This is a genomic window from Rhodococcus sp. NPDC058532, assembly GCF_042719255.1.
Lineage (GTDB): Bacteria > Actinomycetota > Actinomycetes > Mycobacteriales > Mycobacteriaceae > Rhodococcus_G.
In genome coordinates this window covers 149,943-166,885 of record NZ_JBHXNU010000006.1, presented here as the reverse complement: position 1 = coordinate 166,885, position 16,943 = coordinate 149,943, and the positions used below count along the sequence as shown (strand labels likewise).

The window sequence follows — 16,943 nt, the reverse complement described above, 5'->3', positions numbered from 1 at the left end:
ATGCAGACACGAATGCACCACAGATGAACACCGTGACAGGCCCGGCCGACGCACCCAGCGGAGGCCGGGTCGTCGCATTGGTGCCCGCGGCGGGGCAGGGCACCCGGCTCGGGGCGGGGATACCGAAGGCGTTCGTGACGCTGCGCGGCCGGACGCTGCTGCAGTGTGCCGTCGGCGGACTCCTCGACTCCGGCGCCGTCGACCGCGTCGTGGTGATCGTGCCGCCCGACGATGTCGACCGGATCCGCGGTGAGCTGCCCGCTGGCGTCGACGTCGTCGGCGGCGGAGCGGAACGGACCGACTCGGTGCGGGCGGGCATCGCCGCGGCGGGGGACGCGGACCTGCTGCTCGTGCACGACGCCGCCCGCGCGCTCACCCCGCCCACCCTGATCGCCAGGGTGGTCGCCGAGTTGCGGGCGGGCCGCGACGCGGTGGTGCCCGCCCTCCCGGTCGCCGACACCATCAAGACGGTGGACCTGCTCGGCGTGGTCACTGGGACCCCGGATCGGTCGCAGCTGCGGGCCGTGCAGACCCCGCAGGGCTTCGCCGCGGAACTGCTCCGGCGGGCATACCTGGCCGCCGACACGATCGCCACCGACGACGCCGGACTGGTCGAACGAATCGGTGCGCGGGTCCGCACCATCGCCGGCGAACCCCTCGCCTTCAAGATCACCACACCGCTCGACCTCGCGCTGGCGCGGGCGTTGACGGACCCCGACACCAACGAATAGGAGTGCGCGGCAGTGCGAGTGGGCATCGGAACGGATGTGCATCCGATCGAGACGGGACGGCCATGCTGGATCGCGGGCATCCTGTTCGAGGGCGAGGACGGATGCGCGGGCCATTCCGACGGTGACGTCGCCGCGCACGCGCTGTGCGACGCGCTGCTGTCCGCGGCGGGCCTCGGCGACCTGGGTTCGGTGTTCGGCACCGGCCGCCCCGAGTGGGACGGTGCGAGCGGGGCGACCCTGCTCATCGAGGTCCGCAGGCTGCTCCGTGAACACGGCTTCGAGGTCGGCAACGCCGCGGTCCAGGTGATCGGCAACCGGCCGAAGGTCGGGCCCCGGCGGGCCGAGGCGCAGGACACCCTCTCGGCGGTTCTCGGGGCGCCCGTCTCGGTGTCCGCGACGACCACCGACGGCCTTGGGCTGACCGGACGCGGTGAGGGCATCGCCGCGGTCGCGACCGCGCTGGTCATCACCGCAGCGGCGGACCGGTAGGATCGCACGTCGTGACCCTGCGACTGTTCGACACCGAAACGCGGGCCCTGCGTGAGTTCGTCCCGCTGGTCCCCGGCTACGCGTCGATCTACCTGTGTGGGGCCACCGTGCAGGGCGAGCCGCACATCGGTCACGTGCGCAGCGGGGTGGCGTTCGACGTGCTCCGCCGCTGGCTGACCGCGCACGGCAACGACGTCGCGTTCGTCCGCAATGTCACGGACATCGACGACAAGATCCTGAACAAGGCCGCCGACGCGGGCCGGCCGTGGTGGGAGTGGGCCGCGACCTACGAGCGGTCGTTTACCTGGGCGTACGACCAGCTCGGGGTGCTGCCGCCGTCGGTCGAGCCGCGGGCCACCGGACACATCACCCAGATGGTCGAGCTGATGCAGCGTCTCATCGACGCCGGGCACGCCTACCCGTCCGCGGGCGACGTGTACTTCGACGTGCTCAGCTGGAAGGCATACGGGGCGCTGTCCGGGCACAAGCTCGACGACGTGCACCAGGGTGAAAGCGCAGCCGAGGGCAAGCGCGACCCGCGGGACTTCACGCTGTGGAAGGCGCAGAAGCCGGGCGAGCCGTCCTGGCCCACGCCGTGGGGACGCGGGCGACCCGGCTGGCATCTCGAGTGTTCCGCGATGGCGGGTGCCTACCTGGGAGCCGAGTTCGACATCCACTGCGGTGGACTGGACCTGGTGTTCCCGCACCACGAGAACGAGCTCGCCCAATCGCGCGCCGCCGGCGACGGGTTCGCCAGGTACTGGCTGCACAACGGTTGGGTCACCATGGGCGGCGAGAAGATGTCCAAGTCCCTCGGCAACGTGCTGTCCGTCCCCAACGTTCTGAAAAGGGTGCGGCCCCAGGAGCTTCGGTTCTATCTCGGCGGCGCGCACTACCGGTCGATGCTGGAGTACTCCGATCACGCGCTCGATGTCGCCGCCGAGACCTACCGCGGTATCGAGGCGTTCGTGCTCAAGACCGCCGAGCGTGCGGGCGACGTACCGGTCGGCACCTGGACCGAGGCGTTCGCTGCCGCGCTCGACGACGACCTCGGGGTGCCGAAGGCGCTCGCCGAAATCCACGGCCGCCAGCGGGAGGGCAACCGGGCGCTGACCGCGGGCGACCTCGACACGGCAGTCGTGATCGCCGGGCAGGTGCGGGCGATGATGGGCATCCTTGGTGTCGATCCGCTCGACCCGCACTGGGCACGCGAATCCGGCGACGCCACCGCCGCCCTCGACGCACTGGACGTGCTGGTCCGCGCCACCCTCGACGCCCGCCAGCAGGCCAAGGCGGACAGGGACTGGGCGGCGGCCGACGCGATCCGGGACCGGCTCGCCGCCGCGGGCATCGCGGTCACCGATACGGCAAACGGGCCAGAGTGGTCCCTCGAGAAGAACCGCAACGAAGCAGGGTAGTGATGGCAGGCAATTCGAGCAGGCGCGGCGCGGTCCGCAAGAGCGGCACCAAGAAGGGGCAGGTCACCGGCTCCGGCGGCAAGGGGCGGCGCAGCCTCGAGGGCCGGGGGGCCACCCCGCCTGCGGTCGAGCGGACCAAGCACCCCGCCGCGAAGCGGGCCCGGGCGGCCGAGAAGGCCGCGGCCTCCGGACGTCCCGGCGGCAGCGCGCCCCGCGGTCGTGGCGGATCGCCGCGCAAGGGCGACGCAGGCCCGGAGAACGTCCTCGGCCGCAACCCCGTCCTGGAATGCCTGCGGGCCGGTGTGCCCGCGACCGCGCTGTACGTCGCGGTCGGCACCGAGAGCGACGACCGGTTGTCCGAAAGCGTCCAGATCGCCGCGGACAAGGGCATCTCCATCCTCGAGGTGCCGCGCACCGATCTGGACCGGATGAGTGCCAACGGCCTGCACCAGGGTGTCGCGCTGCAGGTGCCGCCGTTCCGGTACGCGCACCCGGACGATCTTCTCGCCAATGCCCGCGCCCAACAGGAGCCCGCGCTGCTGGTGGCGCTCGACAACATCACCGACCCCCGCAACCTCGGCGCCGTGGTCCGTTCGGTGGCTGCGTTCGGCGGTCACGGCGTGGTGATCCCCCAGCGGCGCAGCGCATCGGTCACGGCCGTTGCCTGGCGCACCAGCGCGGGCGCCGCGGCCCGGCTCCCGATCGCGCAGGCCACCAACCTCACCCGCACCCTCAAGGACTGGGCCGCGAAGGGCGTGCAGGTCGTCGGCCTCGACGCGGGCGGCGACACCACCCTCGACGAGTACGACGGCACCGGCCCGGTTGTGGTCGTCGTCGGCTCCGAGGGCAAGGGCCTCTCTCGTCTGGTCCGCGAAACCTGCGACAGCATCCTGTCCATCCCGATGGCGGGCCCCGTCGAGTCGCTCAACGCGTCCGTCGCCGCGGGCGTCGTCCTCGCCGACATCGCCCGCCAGAGGCGCTGACGCGCCCGTGCGCGATTTTTACCCCAACTGGGGTAAAAATCGCTCACAGTCGCTGATCTGCGGAGAAGCGGACGACGTCCCCGGGCACCAGTTGTGCGGCCGCGCCCAGATCCGCGTCGGCCACGACCGCGATCACCGGGTATCCGCCGGTCACCGGGTGGTCGGCGAGAAAGAGGACGGGTAGCCCGCTGCCGGGAACCTGCAGTGCCCCCGGAACCATGCCCTCACTGGGCAGTTCGGCGGTCACCGCTCGGACGAGGGGCGTGGGTCCGGCGAGCCGGGCGCCAACACGGTTGGTCTCGGTGGTCACCGTCCACGCCTGCTCGGTCAGGACGCGCAGCGCGCCGGGATCGAACATGTCCGCGCGAGGACCGATCCGCACCCGAAGCACGGCCGGTCGTGGCGGGGTGGGTGGCGGCGGGACGAGATCCGATGCGGGCCACTCCCGGGGGGACGGTCCGATCGGCAGCCGATCGCCGGCCCGAACGGGATCGGGACCGAGGCCGGCGAGGGTATCGGTTGCCCGGCTGCCGAGGGTGACGGGCGCGTCCACGCCGCCGCGCACTGCCAGGTAGCTGCGCAGGCCGCCGGTCACCCGGCCGAGGGCGAGTACGTCGCCGGGGGCCAGGTGCACGACGGTGTAGTCGGGGTGCGGAACCCCGTTGACGGACAGCGGAACCCGAGCCCCGGTGACCGCGACGGTGGCCGGCGCGGCGGCGCGCACTCGCAGTCCGCCGAGCAGCACCTCAAGGGTCGCCGCGTGGGGTGCGTTGCCCACCAGTCGGTTTGCGGTGTCGTGGGAGGTGAGGTCGGCGGCGCCCGACCGCCCGACCCCGAGGTGTGCGTAGCCGGGTCGACCCCGGTCCTGCACGGTGACCGATGCGCCGACCCGCTCAACGAGAAGCCATCCCACGAAACTGATTGTCGCGCATCCCTGGCGGCGGCGCCGGAGCGCCGTAGCATCACCGCATGGTGACCGCGCTGCTCTACGGTCTGGGGACCGCGCTGCCGATGCTCGTCGGCGCCTTCGTCGGGTTGCGGTACGACCTGCCCCGTCCGCTGCTGGCCGCATTGATGGCGTTCGGGTCGGGCGCGATGGTGGCCGCCGTGTCGACGGAACTGTTCCAGCCCGCGTTCGAGGCCGAGGGCATTGTGGTGGCCGGTGTCGCGCTGATGCTCGGTGCGCTGGTCTACGTCGTCGCCGACCGCCTGATCGAGAACAAGCTCGGCGCCGCCGCACTCGGGTGGGCACTGATGCTGGGTGCACTGCTCGACGGGATCCCGGAGAACACGGCTCTCGGCGTCTCCCTCGGTGTCGAGGGCGGGCTGGTCCTGCTGGTCGCGATCGCGGTCGGCAACGTGCCCGAGGCGGTTGCGGGTGCGGCGTCGATGCGGGCGCAGCCGAACTTCGACCGTCGCAGGGCCGCGCTGCTGTGGACGGTCACCGCCGTCGTGCTGATCCTCGTCGTGGTCGCGGCATATGCCGCGGCCGACAGCATCTCCCCGCAGCGGATCGCGGTGATCCAGGCGTTCGCTGGCGGTGCCACGATCGCGGTGCTCGCCGACTCGTTGATGCCGGAGGCGTACCGGGAGGGCGGCTGGTGGGTCGGGCTGTCGACGGCGCTCGGCTTCCTGGTCGCGTTCGCCCTGGGTGGCTGAATCTCGGCCCAGCCAACCGCTGAATGGGGGTTCATGCGTCACCTGCTCGCCCAGATCGACGCATGAACCCCCGTTCAATGCTTCGGGGGGGTTAGACGGGGTGGAAGCGGACGGTGGCGCCGGGTCGCAGCAGGGCAGGCGGATCGCGGTCCGCATCCCACAACCGGGCATCGGTGGTGCCGATGAGCTGCCAGCCGCCAGGCGACGATCGCGGATAGACGCCGGAGAACTCGCCAGCCAACCCGACCGCGCCAGCGGGAACAGCGGTGCGGGGCGTCCCTCGGCGCGGGACGTGCAGCGACGCAGGCCCCCCGACGAGGTAACCGAATCCGGGGGCGAAGCCGGCGAACGCGACCGTCCACGTCGCGGCGGTGTGCGCGGCAACCACCCCATCGACCCCGAGCCCGGTCAGCGCCGCCACCTCGTCGAGGTCCGGCCCGTCGTACCGGACGCCGACCCGGACGGTATCCCGGCGCCCGGTGTCCGCGTCCGGCAGCGGCGGGGTGTCGCGCAGCCAGCCGAGCACCGTCGCCCGGTCGACGACCGTCCGGTCGAAACGCACCAGGATGGTGCGGGCCGCGGGGACCACCTCGTCGACTCCGACCGGGCGGGTCCCGTCGAGCGCCCGGAACGCCGCGAGAACCGCGTCGAGGGAGTCGAACTCGGCGAGCATCGCGCTGTCCCCGACGTCGAGGATGCGCATCACACGAAGGGCGCCACGTCGACGCCCGCGCCGTCGAGCCGTTCCCGGATCCTGACCGCCATCGCGACGGCGCCCGGCGAGTCGCCGTGCACGCACACCGACTCCGGCCGGGCCTCGAGGACGGTGCCGTCGACGGCCTCGACCCGACCGTCCTCGACCATCCGAAGCACCCGCGCGGCGACGGCGTCCGGGTCGGTCAGCACGGCCCCCGGCTGCGAGCGCGGGACCAGTTCGCCGGTCGGCAGGTAGCCGCGGTCCGCGAACGCCTCGGTGACGGTGCGCAGTCCGGCCGCCTTCGCCTCGGCGAGGAACACCGACCCGGGAAGCCCGAGGACCGGAAGGGTCGGGTCGTATGCGACGACCGCCGCCACCACCGCCCGCGCCTGTTCGCGGTGTCGGACCACCGTGTTGTACAGCGCACCATGCGGTTTGACGTACCCGACCGCGGACCCGGACACCTGCGCGAGGCCGTTGAGCGCGCCGATCTGGTAGATCACGTCGGCGGTGAGATCGGCGGGGGAGACGTCGATGAACCGGCGGCCGAAGCCGGCCAGGTCGCGGTAGCCGACCTGGGCGCCGATCCGGACCCGGCGCGCGGCGGCGGACCGGCACGTCGACAGCAGGGTGGCCGGGTCGCCCGCATGGAAACCGCAGGCCACGTTCGCGCTGGTCACCAGCGCCAGCATCGCGGCGTCGTCGCCGAGGCGCCAGGTGCCGAAGCTTTCGCCGAGGTCGCTGTTGAGATCGATCATCGCCACGGGGCTGATCCTAGGCCGCGACCGCGAGCCGCCCGACACATCAGGCCGCGACGAGCCGCCCGACACATCAGGCCGCGACGAGCCGCCCGACACATCAGGCCGCGACGAGCCGCCCGACACATCAGGCCGCGACGAGCCGCCCCATGTTCGCGCGGCGCCGCGACCCGACGAACCGGCAGATCAGGTAGATCACGAACGAAATGGTGGTGACGAACGTCGACACCGGCACCCCGGGCGCGAGGGAGAGCAGGATCCCGCCGACCGCAGCGAGTTCGGCGAACAGGATCGCGAGCAGTGTCGTCTTCAGCGGGCTCGAGGTGATCCGGGCGGCCGCGGCGGCAGGCGTGATCAGCAGCGACAGCACCAACAGCGCACCGACGATCTGGACGCCGAGGGCGGCGGCGACGCCGACGAGGACAGCGAACACCAGTGACAGCCCGCGGACCGGGACGCCCCGCGCCCGCGCGACGTCGGGGTCGGTGCTCGCGAACAGCAGCGGCCGGTACACGAGCACCAGCACGGCGAGCACGGCAACCGCGCACACCAGCAGCAGCTGCAGACCGCTGTTGCCGACGCCGACGATCTGCCCGACGAGGAGTGAGAAGCTGGTGCCGGTGCGGCCGGGATAGAGCCACATGAACAGCACCGACAGACCGAGGCCGAACGACATGATGACCCCGATCACCGAATCCCGTTCGCGCGCCTTGCTGCCGAGCAGCGCGAACAGGACGGCGGCGATCACCGAGCCGACGATGGCGCCGACCCCGACGCTGATCCCGGCGAGCAGGGCGGCGGACGCACCGGTCAGTGACAGTTCGCTGGTGCCGTGCACGGCGAACGACATCTGCCTGCTGATGATCAGCGGGCCGATCGCGCCCGCGAGCAGGCCGAGGATCGCGGCCGCCAGCAGCGCCTGCTGGACGAAGTCGTACTGCAGCAGGTCGAGCGTGGTCCGCCAGTCGAGCATGCTCGACAGCGCGTCGGAGAGTTTGTCGTTCATGCGTCGCGGTCCTCGTGGTGTGCGCAGTCGGTGCTCAGTTCGCCAGCGCCGCCGAGCGCGTCGATCGCGTCGCCGGTCCCGACGACGACGAGCCTGCCGCGTACGTGCAGCACCTCGACCTCGGTGCGGTACAGCTCGGACAGCACCCGCGAGGTCATCACCTCGGCGGCGGTGCCGATCCGGAACCGGCCGTCAACGAGGTAGAGGACGCGGTCGACGAGCGGCAGGATCGGGTTGATCTCGTGGGTGACGAACAGGACCGCGGTGTCGTGGCTGCGGCGCCTGCGGTCGATCAGGTCGGACACGCGATGCTGGTTCGCCAGGTCCAGGCTGAGCAGTGGCTCGTCGCAGAGCAGCACCCGGGGGTCGCCGACCAGTGCCTGCGCGACCCGCAGACGCTGCTGCTCCCCGCCGGAGAGGGCGCCGATCGGGGCATTCGCGTACGACTGGGCGCCGACCTCGGCGATCGCAGCGTCGACGATCGCCCTCCTGGTCCGCCGCCCCCGCAGCCCGGTGCCCCAACGGTGCCCGTCGACGCCGAGGCCGACGAGGTCACGACCCCGCAGCGGCAAACCCTCGTCCATCGACTTCTGCTGCGGGATGTATCCGACGTGCGGGTTGCCGACCCGGACCGGGCTGCCCGCGATCCGGGCGCTGCCCGCGGTCAGCGGAACCTGGCCGAGGAGCATCTTCAGCAGCGACGTCTTGCCCGACCCGTTGGGGCCGAGGACCGCAATGAACTCGCCAGGGGCGACGTCGAGGTCGAGCCCCGACCACAGCGTGCGGGCGCCGTAGGACAGTTCGGCACCCTTCAGTTCGAGTGCGCTGGCGGTGCTCATGCGGCGGGTGCGGCGGCGGCGCCGTCCAGCGCCTGCGCGAGCCGTTCCGCGGTGCCGATCTGCCACTGCACGTAGTCGATGCCGTCGGGGAGGGTCTCGGTGACCTCGACGACGGGGATCCCGGCGGCCTCGGCGACCTCGCGGATGCTGCGGGTCACCTTGTCCTCGGTCTGGCCGTTGTAGACGAGCACGGACACCTTCTTACCTGCCAGCAGGTCCCGGGTGGCGGCAATCGCGGCGGGCGGCGGGTCGTTGCCCTCCTCGATGGCGCGGGTGAAGTCGGCCGGCGTTTCGTCGCGCAGGCCTGCTGCCGCGAGCAGGTAGTGGGCGATCGGCTCGGTCTGGGCGATCGCCGTCCCGGGGTGCCGTGCGGCGATGCCAGCGGTGACGTCCGCGACGGAATGCAGTTTCCCGTGGAACGCGTCGGCATTCGCGGTGTATGCGGCGGCGTTCGCGGGGTCGAGTGCGGCGAGTTCGGTGGCGACGCGGTGGGCGACGGAGTCGACGGTCGGGACGTCGAACCACACGTGCTCGTTGCTGCCGCCGTGCGAGTGGCCGTGTCCGTCCCCGGCCTCGGTGTCGTCGGCAGGCGCCGCGGTGTCGTGCCCGGCATGGTCGTCGCCCGCGTGCAGGTCGGACTCGATCCCGAGCAGGTCGACGGCGGTAACGGCGGGCTTGTCGGGCAGCGCGGCGAGGATGTCGTCGATGAACTCGTCGTAGCCGCCCCCGTTGTGCACGACGAGATCGGCGTCGGTCAGGGCTGCGGCATCCCGCGGTGACGCCTCATAGGAGTGGGGGTCGGCGGACGGTTCGTCGATCAGCGCGGTGACGTCCGCGTGCTCACCGGCGACGGCGGTCGCGACCGAGCCCCACACGTTCGTCGAGGCGACGACCTGGATGCGCCCGTCCCCGGCGGCGTCGGAGGCGGCGGTTCCGCAGGCGCTCAGGCCAAGGACGGTGACGGCGGCCAGTCCCAGTGCCGCCCCGGCCCGGCGGCCGAGCCCGCCGCGAGCGGGGCGCGGGGCGCGGTGGGGCGACGGCGGGGGGAGCGGCATGCCCATAACATTAATGGAAACCGTTTCCGTTGTACATTGGCGGGGTCGTGCGTTCGGTCACCCGACCGGGCGCGTACCGTCCCGTTATGCCCCGCTCCCCTCATCCGCATCGCCAGGCGACCCTGGCCTCCCTCGCGGCGGAGCTGAAGGTGTCCCGCACCACCGTCTCGAATGCGTACAACCGGCCCGATCAGCTCTCCGCCGAGCTGCGCGCTCGAGTCCTCGAGGCGGCCAAGCGGCGCGGCTACCCCGGCCCCGACCCCGTCGCGCGGTCGCTGCGCACCCGCAAGGCGGGTGCGGTCGGCCTGCTGCTGACCGAGGCGCTCAGCTACTCGTTCCGCGACCCCGCGGCAATGAGCTTCCTGGCGGGCCTTTCCGAATCCTGTGAAGAGGCGGGGCAGGGCCTGCTGCTGATCCCTGCGGGGCCGGGTCGCGCCGCCGACGACGCCGCCGCAGCCGTTCACAAGGCAGGCGTCGACGGATTCGTCGTCTACTCCGTCGCCGACGACGACCCGCACCTGGCCGCCGTCCTGGAACGCCGCCTGCCCGTCGTCGTGTGTGACCAGCCCCGCCGGGTCCCCGACGCCGCACTGGTCGGCATCGACGACCGCGGCGCAATGCGCGAGCTGGCGGACCACGTCACCTCATTGGGGCACAGCGAAATCGGGATCCTGTGCATGCGTCTCGGGCGCGACGCCCGCAACGGTCGCGCCGACCCCGAACGGCTCCGGTCGCCCCACTCCCACGTCCAACGGGAACGCATCGGCGGCGTGCAGGATGCGATGGTGGCCGCGGGCCACGACCCCGAGACGCTCACTGTCATCGAGAGCGCCGACCACACCGGCGACGCCGGATACGCCGCAGCCGAACGCGCCCTGGCGATCAACCCGCACATCACCGCGCTGGTGTGCACCACCGACGTCCTCGCGCTGGGAGCACTGGAATTCGCCAGGTGGCGCGGCATCGACGTGCCAGCCGAACTGACCGTCACCGGCTTCGACGGGGTGTCCAGGGCGCTGCGCATGGGATTGACGACCGTCCGGCAGCCCGCGGAGGAGAAGGGCAGGCGGGCAGGCGAGTTGCTGCACCGCACCGCGCAGTCCGGGATCGTCGACGTCGAGATGCTCGACACCGAACTCATCCGTGGCCGCACCTCGGCGCCGCCCCGCACCTGGCAGCGTGGCCCCGCCGAGTGACCCCAGCAGCGTGGCCCCGCCGAGTGACCCCAGCACGTCTCGCTGAGTAGGACCCGCCGGCGACCGTCGCCGATCCGACCTAGGTTGACCGTCGGGCGGGTCACTGCAGTGCGTGTGCCGAAACCGGCCACCGGTGCCCGCCCGTGACATGGGAGGTTCATCGATGGCGTCGGCCGAGGAATTGCGGGCAGTCGTGGAGCGCTACGTGCACCTGATCGCGACGGGCACCGGCGCGGAGATCGCCGCGCTGTACGCGGAGGACGGCAGCGTGGAGGACCCGGTCGGCAGCGAGCCCAAGGTCGGGCGGGCCGCCCTGGCAGAGTTCTACGACCGCGCCGCCGCGATGGAGAACACCACCGAGCTGCTCCGGGTTCGCGTCGCGGGCAATGAGGCGGCCGCGCACTTCCGGGTCGCCTCGAAGGCGGGCGACACGACATACACGACCGAGCCGATCGACACCTTCCGGTTCAACGACGCGGGCGAGATCGTCGCCCTCCGCGCCTACTGGGCGCCGTCGGACATGATCGTGTCGTAGGCGCTGCGCGCCGTGCGTGATGGGTACCCCGACCGGGGTGCACATCACGCACGGCGGCGGAGCCGATTCAGCTGAGGAGCTGGGCGCAGCGCAGCAGGCCGATGTGGCTGTACGCCTGCGGGTGATTGCCCAGCGAGCGCTCCGCGACCGGGTCGTACTCCTCGGCGAGCAGGCCGGTGGGGCCCGCGGCGTCGACCAGCTGCGCGAACAGCGCCTCCGCGTCGGCGCGCTGCCCCACCAGCAGGTACGCCTCCACCAGCCACGCCGCGCACAGGTGGAAGCCGCCCTCCCCGCCGGGCAGTCCATCGTCGTGGTGGTACCGGTACACCGTTGCGCCGCTCCGCAGTTCGGCCTCGGTGGCGGTGACGGTCGCCGCGAACCGGGGGTCGGACGGGTCGATCAGGCCGGACAGCCCGATGTGCAGGGTCGCGGCGTCGAGGTCGGTGCCCTCGTAGGCCGCGGTGTACGAGCCTGCGCGGTCGCTCCAGCCGCGGTCCTTCACCTCGTCGGAGATCTCCCGCCGCAGCGCCTCCCAGTCGGCGCCCGGCACTCGACCGAAGTCCGCGGCCAGCGCCAGCGCCCGGTCCACGGTCACCCAGCACATCACCTTCGAGTACACGTGGTGGCGCGGGGTTCCGCGGATCTCCCAGATCCCGTTGTCGGGTTCCGCCCACCGGCGCTGCACCGCCGACACCATTGCAAGGACCAGGTCCCAGTCCCGGTCGGTCAGCGGCTCGGCGGCACCCTTCTTCTTGCGGGCCTGCGCGAGGTCGGCGATCAACTCCACGATCGGCCCGAACACGTCCAACTGGACCTGGGAGTTCGCCGCGTTGCCCACCCGAACGGGCCGGGAGCCGCCGTAGCCGGGCAGCGAGTCGATCACCGCCTCCGGCGGCAGATTGGTGCCGTGGATCGTGTACAGCGGGTGCAGGCGTTCCGGTCCGGGGATGGTCTCGAGCACGCGGTGCACCCACTCGAGGAGTCCCTCGGCCTCGCCGACCGATCCGAGCGCGACGAGGGCGGACGCGGTCATCGATGCGTCCCGCAGCCAGCAGTAGCGGTAGTCCCAGTTACGGACCCCGCCGAGTTCCTCGGGCAGTGAGGTGGTTGCCGCGGCGAGGATCGCGCCGGAGTCCGCGTGCACGAGCCCGCGCAGGGTCAACGCGGACCGCTTCATCAGCCCGGTCTTGCGGGACGGCAGCTCCAGGCCGTCCGCCCAGTCCTGCCAGTACGCCTCGCTGGTGCTGCGTCGCTCCGCCTCCGGGACCGCGGACGGACCAAGATCTGTTGTTCCGCAGCGCAATTCGAGAACAATCGGGCCATTGCTCGGGTCGACAACGGCGTGCGCGGTCTGCTGGATGCCGTCGCTGGTGATCTCCCATTCGACCCCGGGCGACCGCAGCACCACCGGGTCGTTGGTGCCGTACACCTGCAGGCCGTTCTCCTCGACCTCCAGGTGCACCTGCACCTGACCGAACTCGGGGCGCGGCGCGAAGGTGACTCCAGCCTTGGCGCGCCCGGTGATGACCCGGGTCAGCTCCGTGTGTCCCTGCGGGACATCGTGCGGCAGGTAGTCGGTGACCTGCAGGCTCGCCCATCGGGTCTGCACCGTCATCGTGCCGTCGACGTAACTCTGGCTCAGCGGCAACCCGGGACGCAGCGGTTCGACCGTGAAGTGGCCCGCGCCGACCCCACCGAGCAGATGCGCGAAGACCGCCGCGGAATCCGGCTCCGGATGGCATAGCCAGGTCACCGTCGCGTCCGGCGTCAGCAGGGCAACGGTCCGGGGGTTGGCGAGCATGGTGAGCCGCTCGATCTGCGGGGCGCTCTCCCCGTGCAGCCAGGTCCGCCGCTCCTCGAGCAGAAACGCCAGCGCCGCCCCGACGTCCTCGGTGCGGTCGATCCGGAACTCCGCGAGGGACTCGCCGTCGCCGACCTTGATGCCGACGTCCGGTCCCTGCAGCCGGGCGAAGGCCTTCTCGTCGGTGACGTCGTCCCCGAAGAACACGGTCGCCGAGGCGCCCTCCCGATGTCGCAGGATGTCGAGGGCCTCGCCCTTGTCCGTGACGATCACCGCCAGTTCGATCACCGCCTTGCCCTCGGTGACCTGAACGCCGTTCCATTTGGCCGCGCCGTCGCGGACCCGGGCCAGGGCGTCCTCGGCGACGTCCGGCGCGGCGTTGCGCACGTGCAGTGCCGCGCTCGCCGGCTTGACCTCGACGTCGACCCCCGGGCCGTCGGCGGCGACGGCCTGCAGTTCCGCGGTCAGTTCCCGGAGCAGGCGGCGAGCGTCGTCGCTGATCTCGTGCACGAACCCGACGTCGAATTCGGACCCGTGGCTGCCGACGAGCTGCACCTCGACCGGGAGCCGGGACAGCATCGCCAGGTCGCGCAGCGCGCGACCGGAGATCACGGCGGAGGTGGTTCCGGGCAGGATCGCCAGCGCGCGCAGGGCACGCACCGCGTCCGCGTGGGGGAACGCCTTCGACGGGTCCGACACGATCGGCGCCATGGTGCCGTCGTAATCGGACGCGACAAGTAGGCGCGGCGTCCTCGCGATCGACACGAGACGCCGACGGAGCTCGACTGGCAGATCCTGCGCACTCACTGCGCAGAGTCTACTTAGGAAGTCGCCGGATCCTGGTACCCACCGAGCAACAGTTCGATGGTCAGTTCCAGACGCTTGGCGACATCGGTGGCGGAGGAGCGCCGCGTCAGCCACGCGACCAGGTTGGACAGCCACACGTCGGAGACGACGCGGGCGATCTGCAGCTGCTCCTCGCTGGGGGTGCCGTCGCTGATCGCGCGGGCGAACAGCGAGTCCATCAGCTGGCCGACCTGGTCGACCTCGGCCGCCGCCGACGCATCGGCGAACATGAACGCGCGGGTCATCGCCTCGGTCAGCAGCGGATCGCGCTGCATCGCCCGGGTGATCTGGCCGAGGATCAGGTTCATCCGCTCGATCGGGCTGTCGCCGGGCGGCATCTTCTTGCGGGAGTCGATCTTCTCGAACTCGCGGGCCAGCGCGGACACCAGCAGGTGAACCTTCGACGGGAAGTAGCGGTACAGGGTGCCGACCGCGACATCGGCCCGCTCGGCGACCGCCCGCATCTGCACCGCCTCGTAACCGCCCTTCGACGCGAGCGCGAGGGTCGCGTCGAGGATGCGCTTACGCCGTTCACGCTGGGCGTTGGAGCTGAGGTCGTCGTCCGTCAGTGTGGAGACGGTTCCATTGCCCTTGCCTGCGGAACGGGTGCGTGAAGAGGAGGTCATCAACGAGCTTCCTTGTTGTGCTGCTCAATGTCTAAAGGTTCTATGTGCGCTTGGCGTCCGGCCTTGACTGAGAGCCGACTAAGAGATTAGAACACGTTCTAGACTGTTTTGTCAGCACGGAAAGGGCGGCCAGGCTTGTGAGTATTGCCACGACGGAGGAGCAGCGGGCGGTCCAGGAATCGATCCGATCCTGGGCCCGTTCCGCGAACCCGGTCGAGACGCTGCGTCAGGGTCCGGCCGACTCGTGGCGCGAGCATTGGAGCGCGCTCGCCGAGCTCGGCCTGTTCATGGTCGCGCAGACGGAGGAGGTCGGCGGCGCGGACGGCGAGATCGTCGACCTGGCGGCGATGCTCGAGGAGGCCGCCGCCGCCCTCGCCGCGGGCCCGGTACTGTCCACGGCGCTCGCGGCGCTCGTCGTCGGTCGCAGCGGCGAACCGGCAGCGAAGCAGTGCGGACCGGAGCTGTCCGAGGGTGCCCTCCCGGTCGGGGTTGCCCTCGACGGTGACGTCGCGGCGGAGCCGGGCCCCGATGGCGGCCTGGTGCTTCGCGGTGCGGCAGGCCTGGTGCTTGGCGGCGCCCCCGATCTCGGGGTGTTGCTGCCCGCCACCGTCTCCGGTCGGGAGGTCTGGTGCCTGGTCGAGGCCGGGGCGGAGGGCCTGTCGGTTGACGCCGTGCAGAACGTCGACGTCAGCGTTCCGCTCGCGTCGGTCAGCTGCGACGGGGTGCGGGTGCCCGCCGAGCGGGTGCTGTCCGACCTGCGGCCGGGGCTGGTCCGCGACCTCGCCGCGACACTCGCGGCCGCCGAGGCGGCCGGGATCGCCGGCTGGTGCCTGAACACCGCCGTCGAGTACGCCAAGATCCGCGAGCAGTTCGGCAAGCCGATCGGATCGTTCCAGGCGATCAAGCACCTGTGCGCCGAAATGCTGTGCCGCACCGAGCAGATCCGTGCCGTCGCGTGGGACGCCGCCGTCGCGGCGGAGTCCGGTGAGGAGCTGCCGATCGCGGCCGCGGTCGCCGCGTCGGTCGCGCTGGACGCCGCCGTGGACACCGCGAAGGACTGCATTCAGGTGCTCGGCGGCATCGGGTTCACCTGGGAGCACGACGCGCATTTCTACCTGCGTCGGGTCGTGGCGCTGCGGCAGCTGCTCGGCGGCGGCGCCGCCTGGCGCGCCCGGGTCGCGGAACTGACCCGCGCGGGTGACCGCAGGCACCTCACCGTCGACCTCGGCGATCTCGAATCGCGGCGTGCCGCGGTGCGCACCGAGATCGAGGCGATCGTCGCGCTCCCCGAGGCGGAGCGCCGGGTGGCGTTCGCCGAATCCGGCTACCTGGCACCGCATTGGCCGGCGCCGTACGGCAAGTCCGCGAAGGCCGCCGAGCAGATCCTGATCGGCGAGGAACTCGTGCGCGCCGAACTGGAGACCCCGAACCTGGTCATCGGCTGGTGGGCGGTGCCGACCATCCTCGAGCACGGCACCGCCGAGCAGATCGAACGGTTCGCGATGCCGACCCTGCGCGGCGACCTGATCTGGTGCCAGCTGTTCTCCGAGCCGGGCGCCGGTTCCGACCTCGCCGCCCTGCGCACCACCGCGGAGAAGGTCGACGGCGGCTGGATCCTCAACGGGCAGAAGGTCTGGACCTCGCTCGCGATGGAGGCGGACTGGGCGATCTGCCTGGCCCGCACCGACAAGGACGCACCGAAGCACCGCGGCATCACCTACTTCGTGGTGGACATGAAGTCCGCGGGCATCCGGATCTCCCCGCTGCGCGAGATCACCGGCGACGCCCTGTTCAACGAGGTGTTCCTCGATGGCGTGTTCGTGCCCGACGAGTGCGTTGTCGGGCAGGTGAACGGCGGCTGGAAGTTGGCCCGCACCACCCTCGCCAACGAGCGGGTCGCGATGAGCGGCGGCTCCTCGCTCGGCAAGGCGATGGAGGAGCTCCTCGACCTGGCCGGCCGCGGCGGCACCGACCCGGTGACCGAGGACCGGATCGGCTTCCTGGTCGGCGAGGCACTGGTTGGGTCGCTGCTCGAGCACCGCACCACGCTGCGGCAGCTCGACGGGCAGGACCCGGGTCCGGCGTCGAGTGTGCGCAAGCTCGTCGGTGTCCGGCACCGGCAGGCGGTCGCCGAGTACGCGCTCGAGCTGGCAGGCGTCGGCGGCGCGGTCGAGGGCCCGCTGTCCCGGGAGTTCCTCAACACCCGCTGCCTGTCGATCGCGGGCGGCACCGAGCAGATCCTGCTCACCGTCGCCGCCGAGCACCTGCTCGGGCTGCCGCGCGGCTGACCACTACGCACTTCTA

At 71.6% G+C, this 16,943-nt stretch carries 16 protein-coding genes; 8 read left to right on the top strand and 8 right to left on the bottom strand.

Going from position 1 to position 16,943, the window contains the following annotated elements; all coding sequences use genetic code 11:
* Positions 1-23: 23 nt before the first annotated feature.
* The 4 genes from ispD to rlmB are packed head-to-tail and all read left to right on the top strand — an operon-like array spanning position 24 to position 3,621.
* Complete coding sequence (gene ispD, locus ACFWQG_RS09925) at positions 24-731, top strand: 2-C-methyl-D-erythritol 4-phosphate cytidylyltransferase (RefSeq protein WP_378507441.1); 708 nt, start codon at positions 24-26, stop codon at positions 729-731.
* A gap of 12 nt (positions 732-743) precedes the next feature.
* The gene (gene ispF / locus ACFWQG_RS09920) at positions 744-1,220 is read left to right on the top strand and encodes a 2-C-methyl-D-erythritol 2,4-cyclodiphosphate synthase (protein WP_378507440.1); all 477 of its coding nucleotides are present in this window, start codon (positions 744-746) and stop codon (positions 1,218-1,220) included.
* 11 nt (positions 1,221-1,231) lie between these two features.
* On the top strand, positions 1,232-2,638 hold the full coding sequence (gene cysS / locus ACFWQG_RS09915; RefSeq protein WP_378507439.1) for a cysteine--tRNA ligase: 1,407 nt from the start codon (positions 1,232-1,234) through the stop codon (positions 2,636-2,638).
* Positions 2,639-2,640: 2 nt separating this feature from the next.
* Positions 2,641-3,621 (top strand): 23S rRNA (guanosine(2251)-2'-O)-methyltransferase RlmB, encoded by a 981-nt coding sequence (rlmB, locus tag ACFWQG_RS09910; RefSeq protein WP_378507438.1) that lies wholly within the window; start codon positions 2,641-2,643, stop codon positions 3,619-3,621.
* A gap of 43 nt (positions 3,622-3,664) precedes the next feature.
* Here the strand turns inward: rlmB and ACFWQG_RS09905 are convergent, their stop codons facing one another.
* Complete coding sequence (locus ACFWQG_RS09905) at positions 3,665-4,534, bottom strand: biotin-dependent carboxyltransferase family protein (protein ID WP_378507437.1); 870 nt, start codon at positions 4,532-4,534, stop codon at positions 3,665-3,667.
* Between the two features lie 56 nt (positions 4,535-4,590).
* Between ACFWQG_RS09905 and ACFWQG_RS09900 the strand changes: the two genes are divergently transcribed.
* Positions 4,591-5,280 (top strand): ZIP family metal transporter, encoded by a 690-nt coding sequence (locus tag ACFWQG_RS09900; RefSeq protein WP_378507436.1) that lies wholly within the window; start codon positions 4,591-4,593, stop codon positions 5,278-5,280.
* A 91-nt stretch (positions 5,281-5,371) separates the two neighbouring features.
* Here ACFWQG_RS09900 and ACFWQG_RS09895 read toward each other — a convergent pair whose 3' ends face one another.
* From ACFWQG_RS09895 to ACFWQG_RS09875, 5 genes are all read right to left on the bottom strand, one after another.
* Entirely contained in the window at positions 5,372-5,983 is a 612-nt protein-coding gene (locus ACFWQG_RS09895) for an allophanate hydrolase subunit 1 (protein ID WP_378507435.1), read from the bottom strand.
* Positions 5,983-6,741 (bottom strand): LamB/YcsF family protein, encoded by a 759-nt coding sequence (locus tag ACFWQG_RS09890; RefSeq protein ID WP_378507434.1) that lies wholly within the window; start codon positions 6,739-6,741, stop codon positions 5,983-5,985. Before ACFWQG_RS09890 ends, ACFWQG_RS09895 begins: the two co-directional genes overlap by 1 nt.
* 121 nt (positions 6,742-6,862) lie before the next feature.
* Complete coding sequence (locus ACFWQG_RS09885; protein ID WP_378507433.1) at positions 6,863-7,741, bottom strand: metal ABC transporter permease; 879 nt, start codon at positions 7,739-7,741, stop codon at positions 6,863-6,865.
* Positions 7,738-8,580: a metal ABC transporter ATP-binding protein gene (locus tag ACFWQG_RS09880; protein WP_378507432.1), complete on the bottom strand. Its 843-nt coding sequence runs from the start codon at positions 8,578-8,580 to the stop codon at positions 7,738-7,740. The genes ACFWQG_RS09885 and ACFWQG_RS09880 overlap by 4 nt, the downstream gene beginning before the upstream one ends.
* On the bottom strand, positions 8,577-9,635 hold the full coding sequence (locus ACFWQG_RS09875; RefSeq protein WP_378507431.1) for a metal ABC transporter solute-binding protein, Zn/Mn family: 1,059 nt from the start codon (positions 9,633-9,635) through the stop codon (positions 8,577-8,579). The genes ACFWQG_RS09880 and ACFWQG_RS09875 overlap by 4 nt, the downstream gene beginning before the upstream one ends.
* A gap of 86 nt (positions 9,636-9,721) precedes the next feature.
* Here ACFWQG_RS09875 and ACFWQG_RS09870 point away from each other — a divergent pair, with 86 nt between their 5' ends.
* A complete protein-coding gene (locus ACFWQG_RS09870; protein WP_378507430.1) occupies positions 9,722-10,831 on the top strand; it encodes a substrate-binding domain-containing protein in 1,110 nt (369 codons plus the stop codon).
* Positions 10,832-10,994: 163 nt separating this feature from the next.
* Complete coding sequence (locus tag ACFWQG_RS09865; protein WP_378507429.1) at positions 10,995-11,366, top strand: nuclear transport factor 2 family protein; 372 nt, start codon at positions 10,995-10,997, stop codon at positions 11,364-11,366.
* 67 nt (positions 11,367-11,433) lie between these two features.
* Here the strand turns inward: ACFWQG_RS09865 and otsB are convergent, their stop codons facing one another.
* Both otsB and kstR read right to left on the bottom strand, forming a co-directional pair.
* Entirely contained in the window at positions 11,434-13,974 is a 2,541-nt protein-coding gene (otsB, locus tag ACFWQG_RS09860; RefSeq protein WP_378507428.1) for a trehalose-phosphatase, read from the bottom strand.
* A gap of 14 nt (positions 13,975-13,988) precedes the next feature.
* Positions 13,989-14,639, bottom strand: a complete 651-nt coding sequence (kstR, locus tag ACFWQG_RS09855) for a cholesterol catabolism transcriptional regulator KstR (protein ID WP_378507427.1) — start codon at positions 14,637-14,639, stop codon at positions 13,989-13,991.
* Between the two features lie 137 nt (positions 14,640-14,776).
* Between kstR and ACFWQG_RS09850 the strand changes: the two genes are divergently transcribed.
* A complete protein-coding gene (locus tag ACFWQG_RS09850) occupies positions 14,777-16,927 on the top strand; it encodes an acyl-CoA dehydrogenase family protein (protein WP_378507426.1) in 2,151 nt (716 codons plus the stop codon).
* Positions 16,928-16,943: the final 16 nt, after the last annotated feature.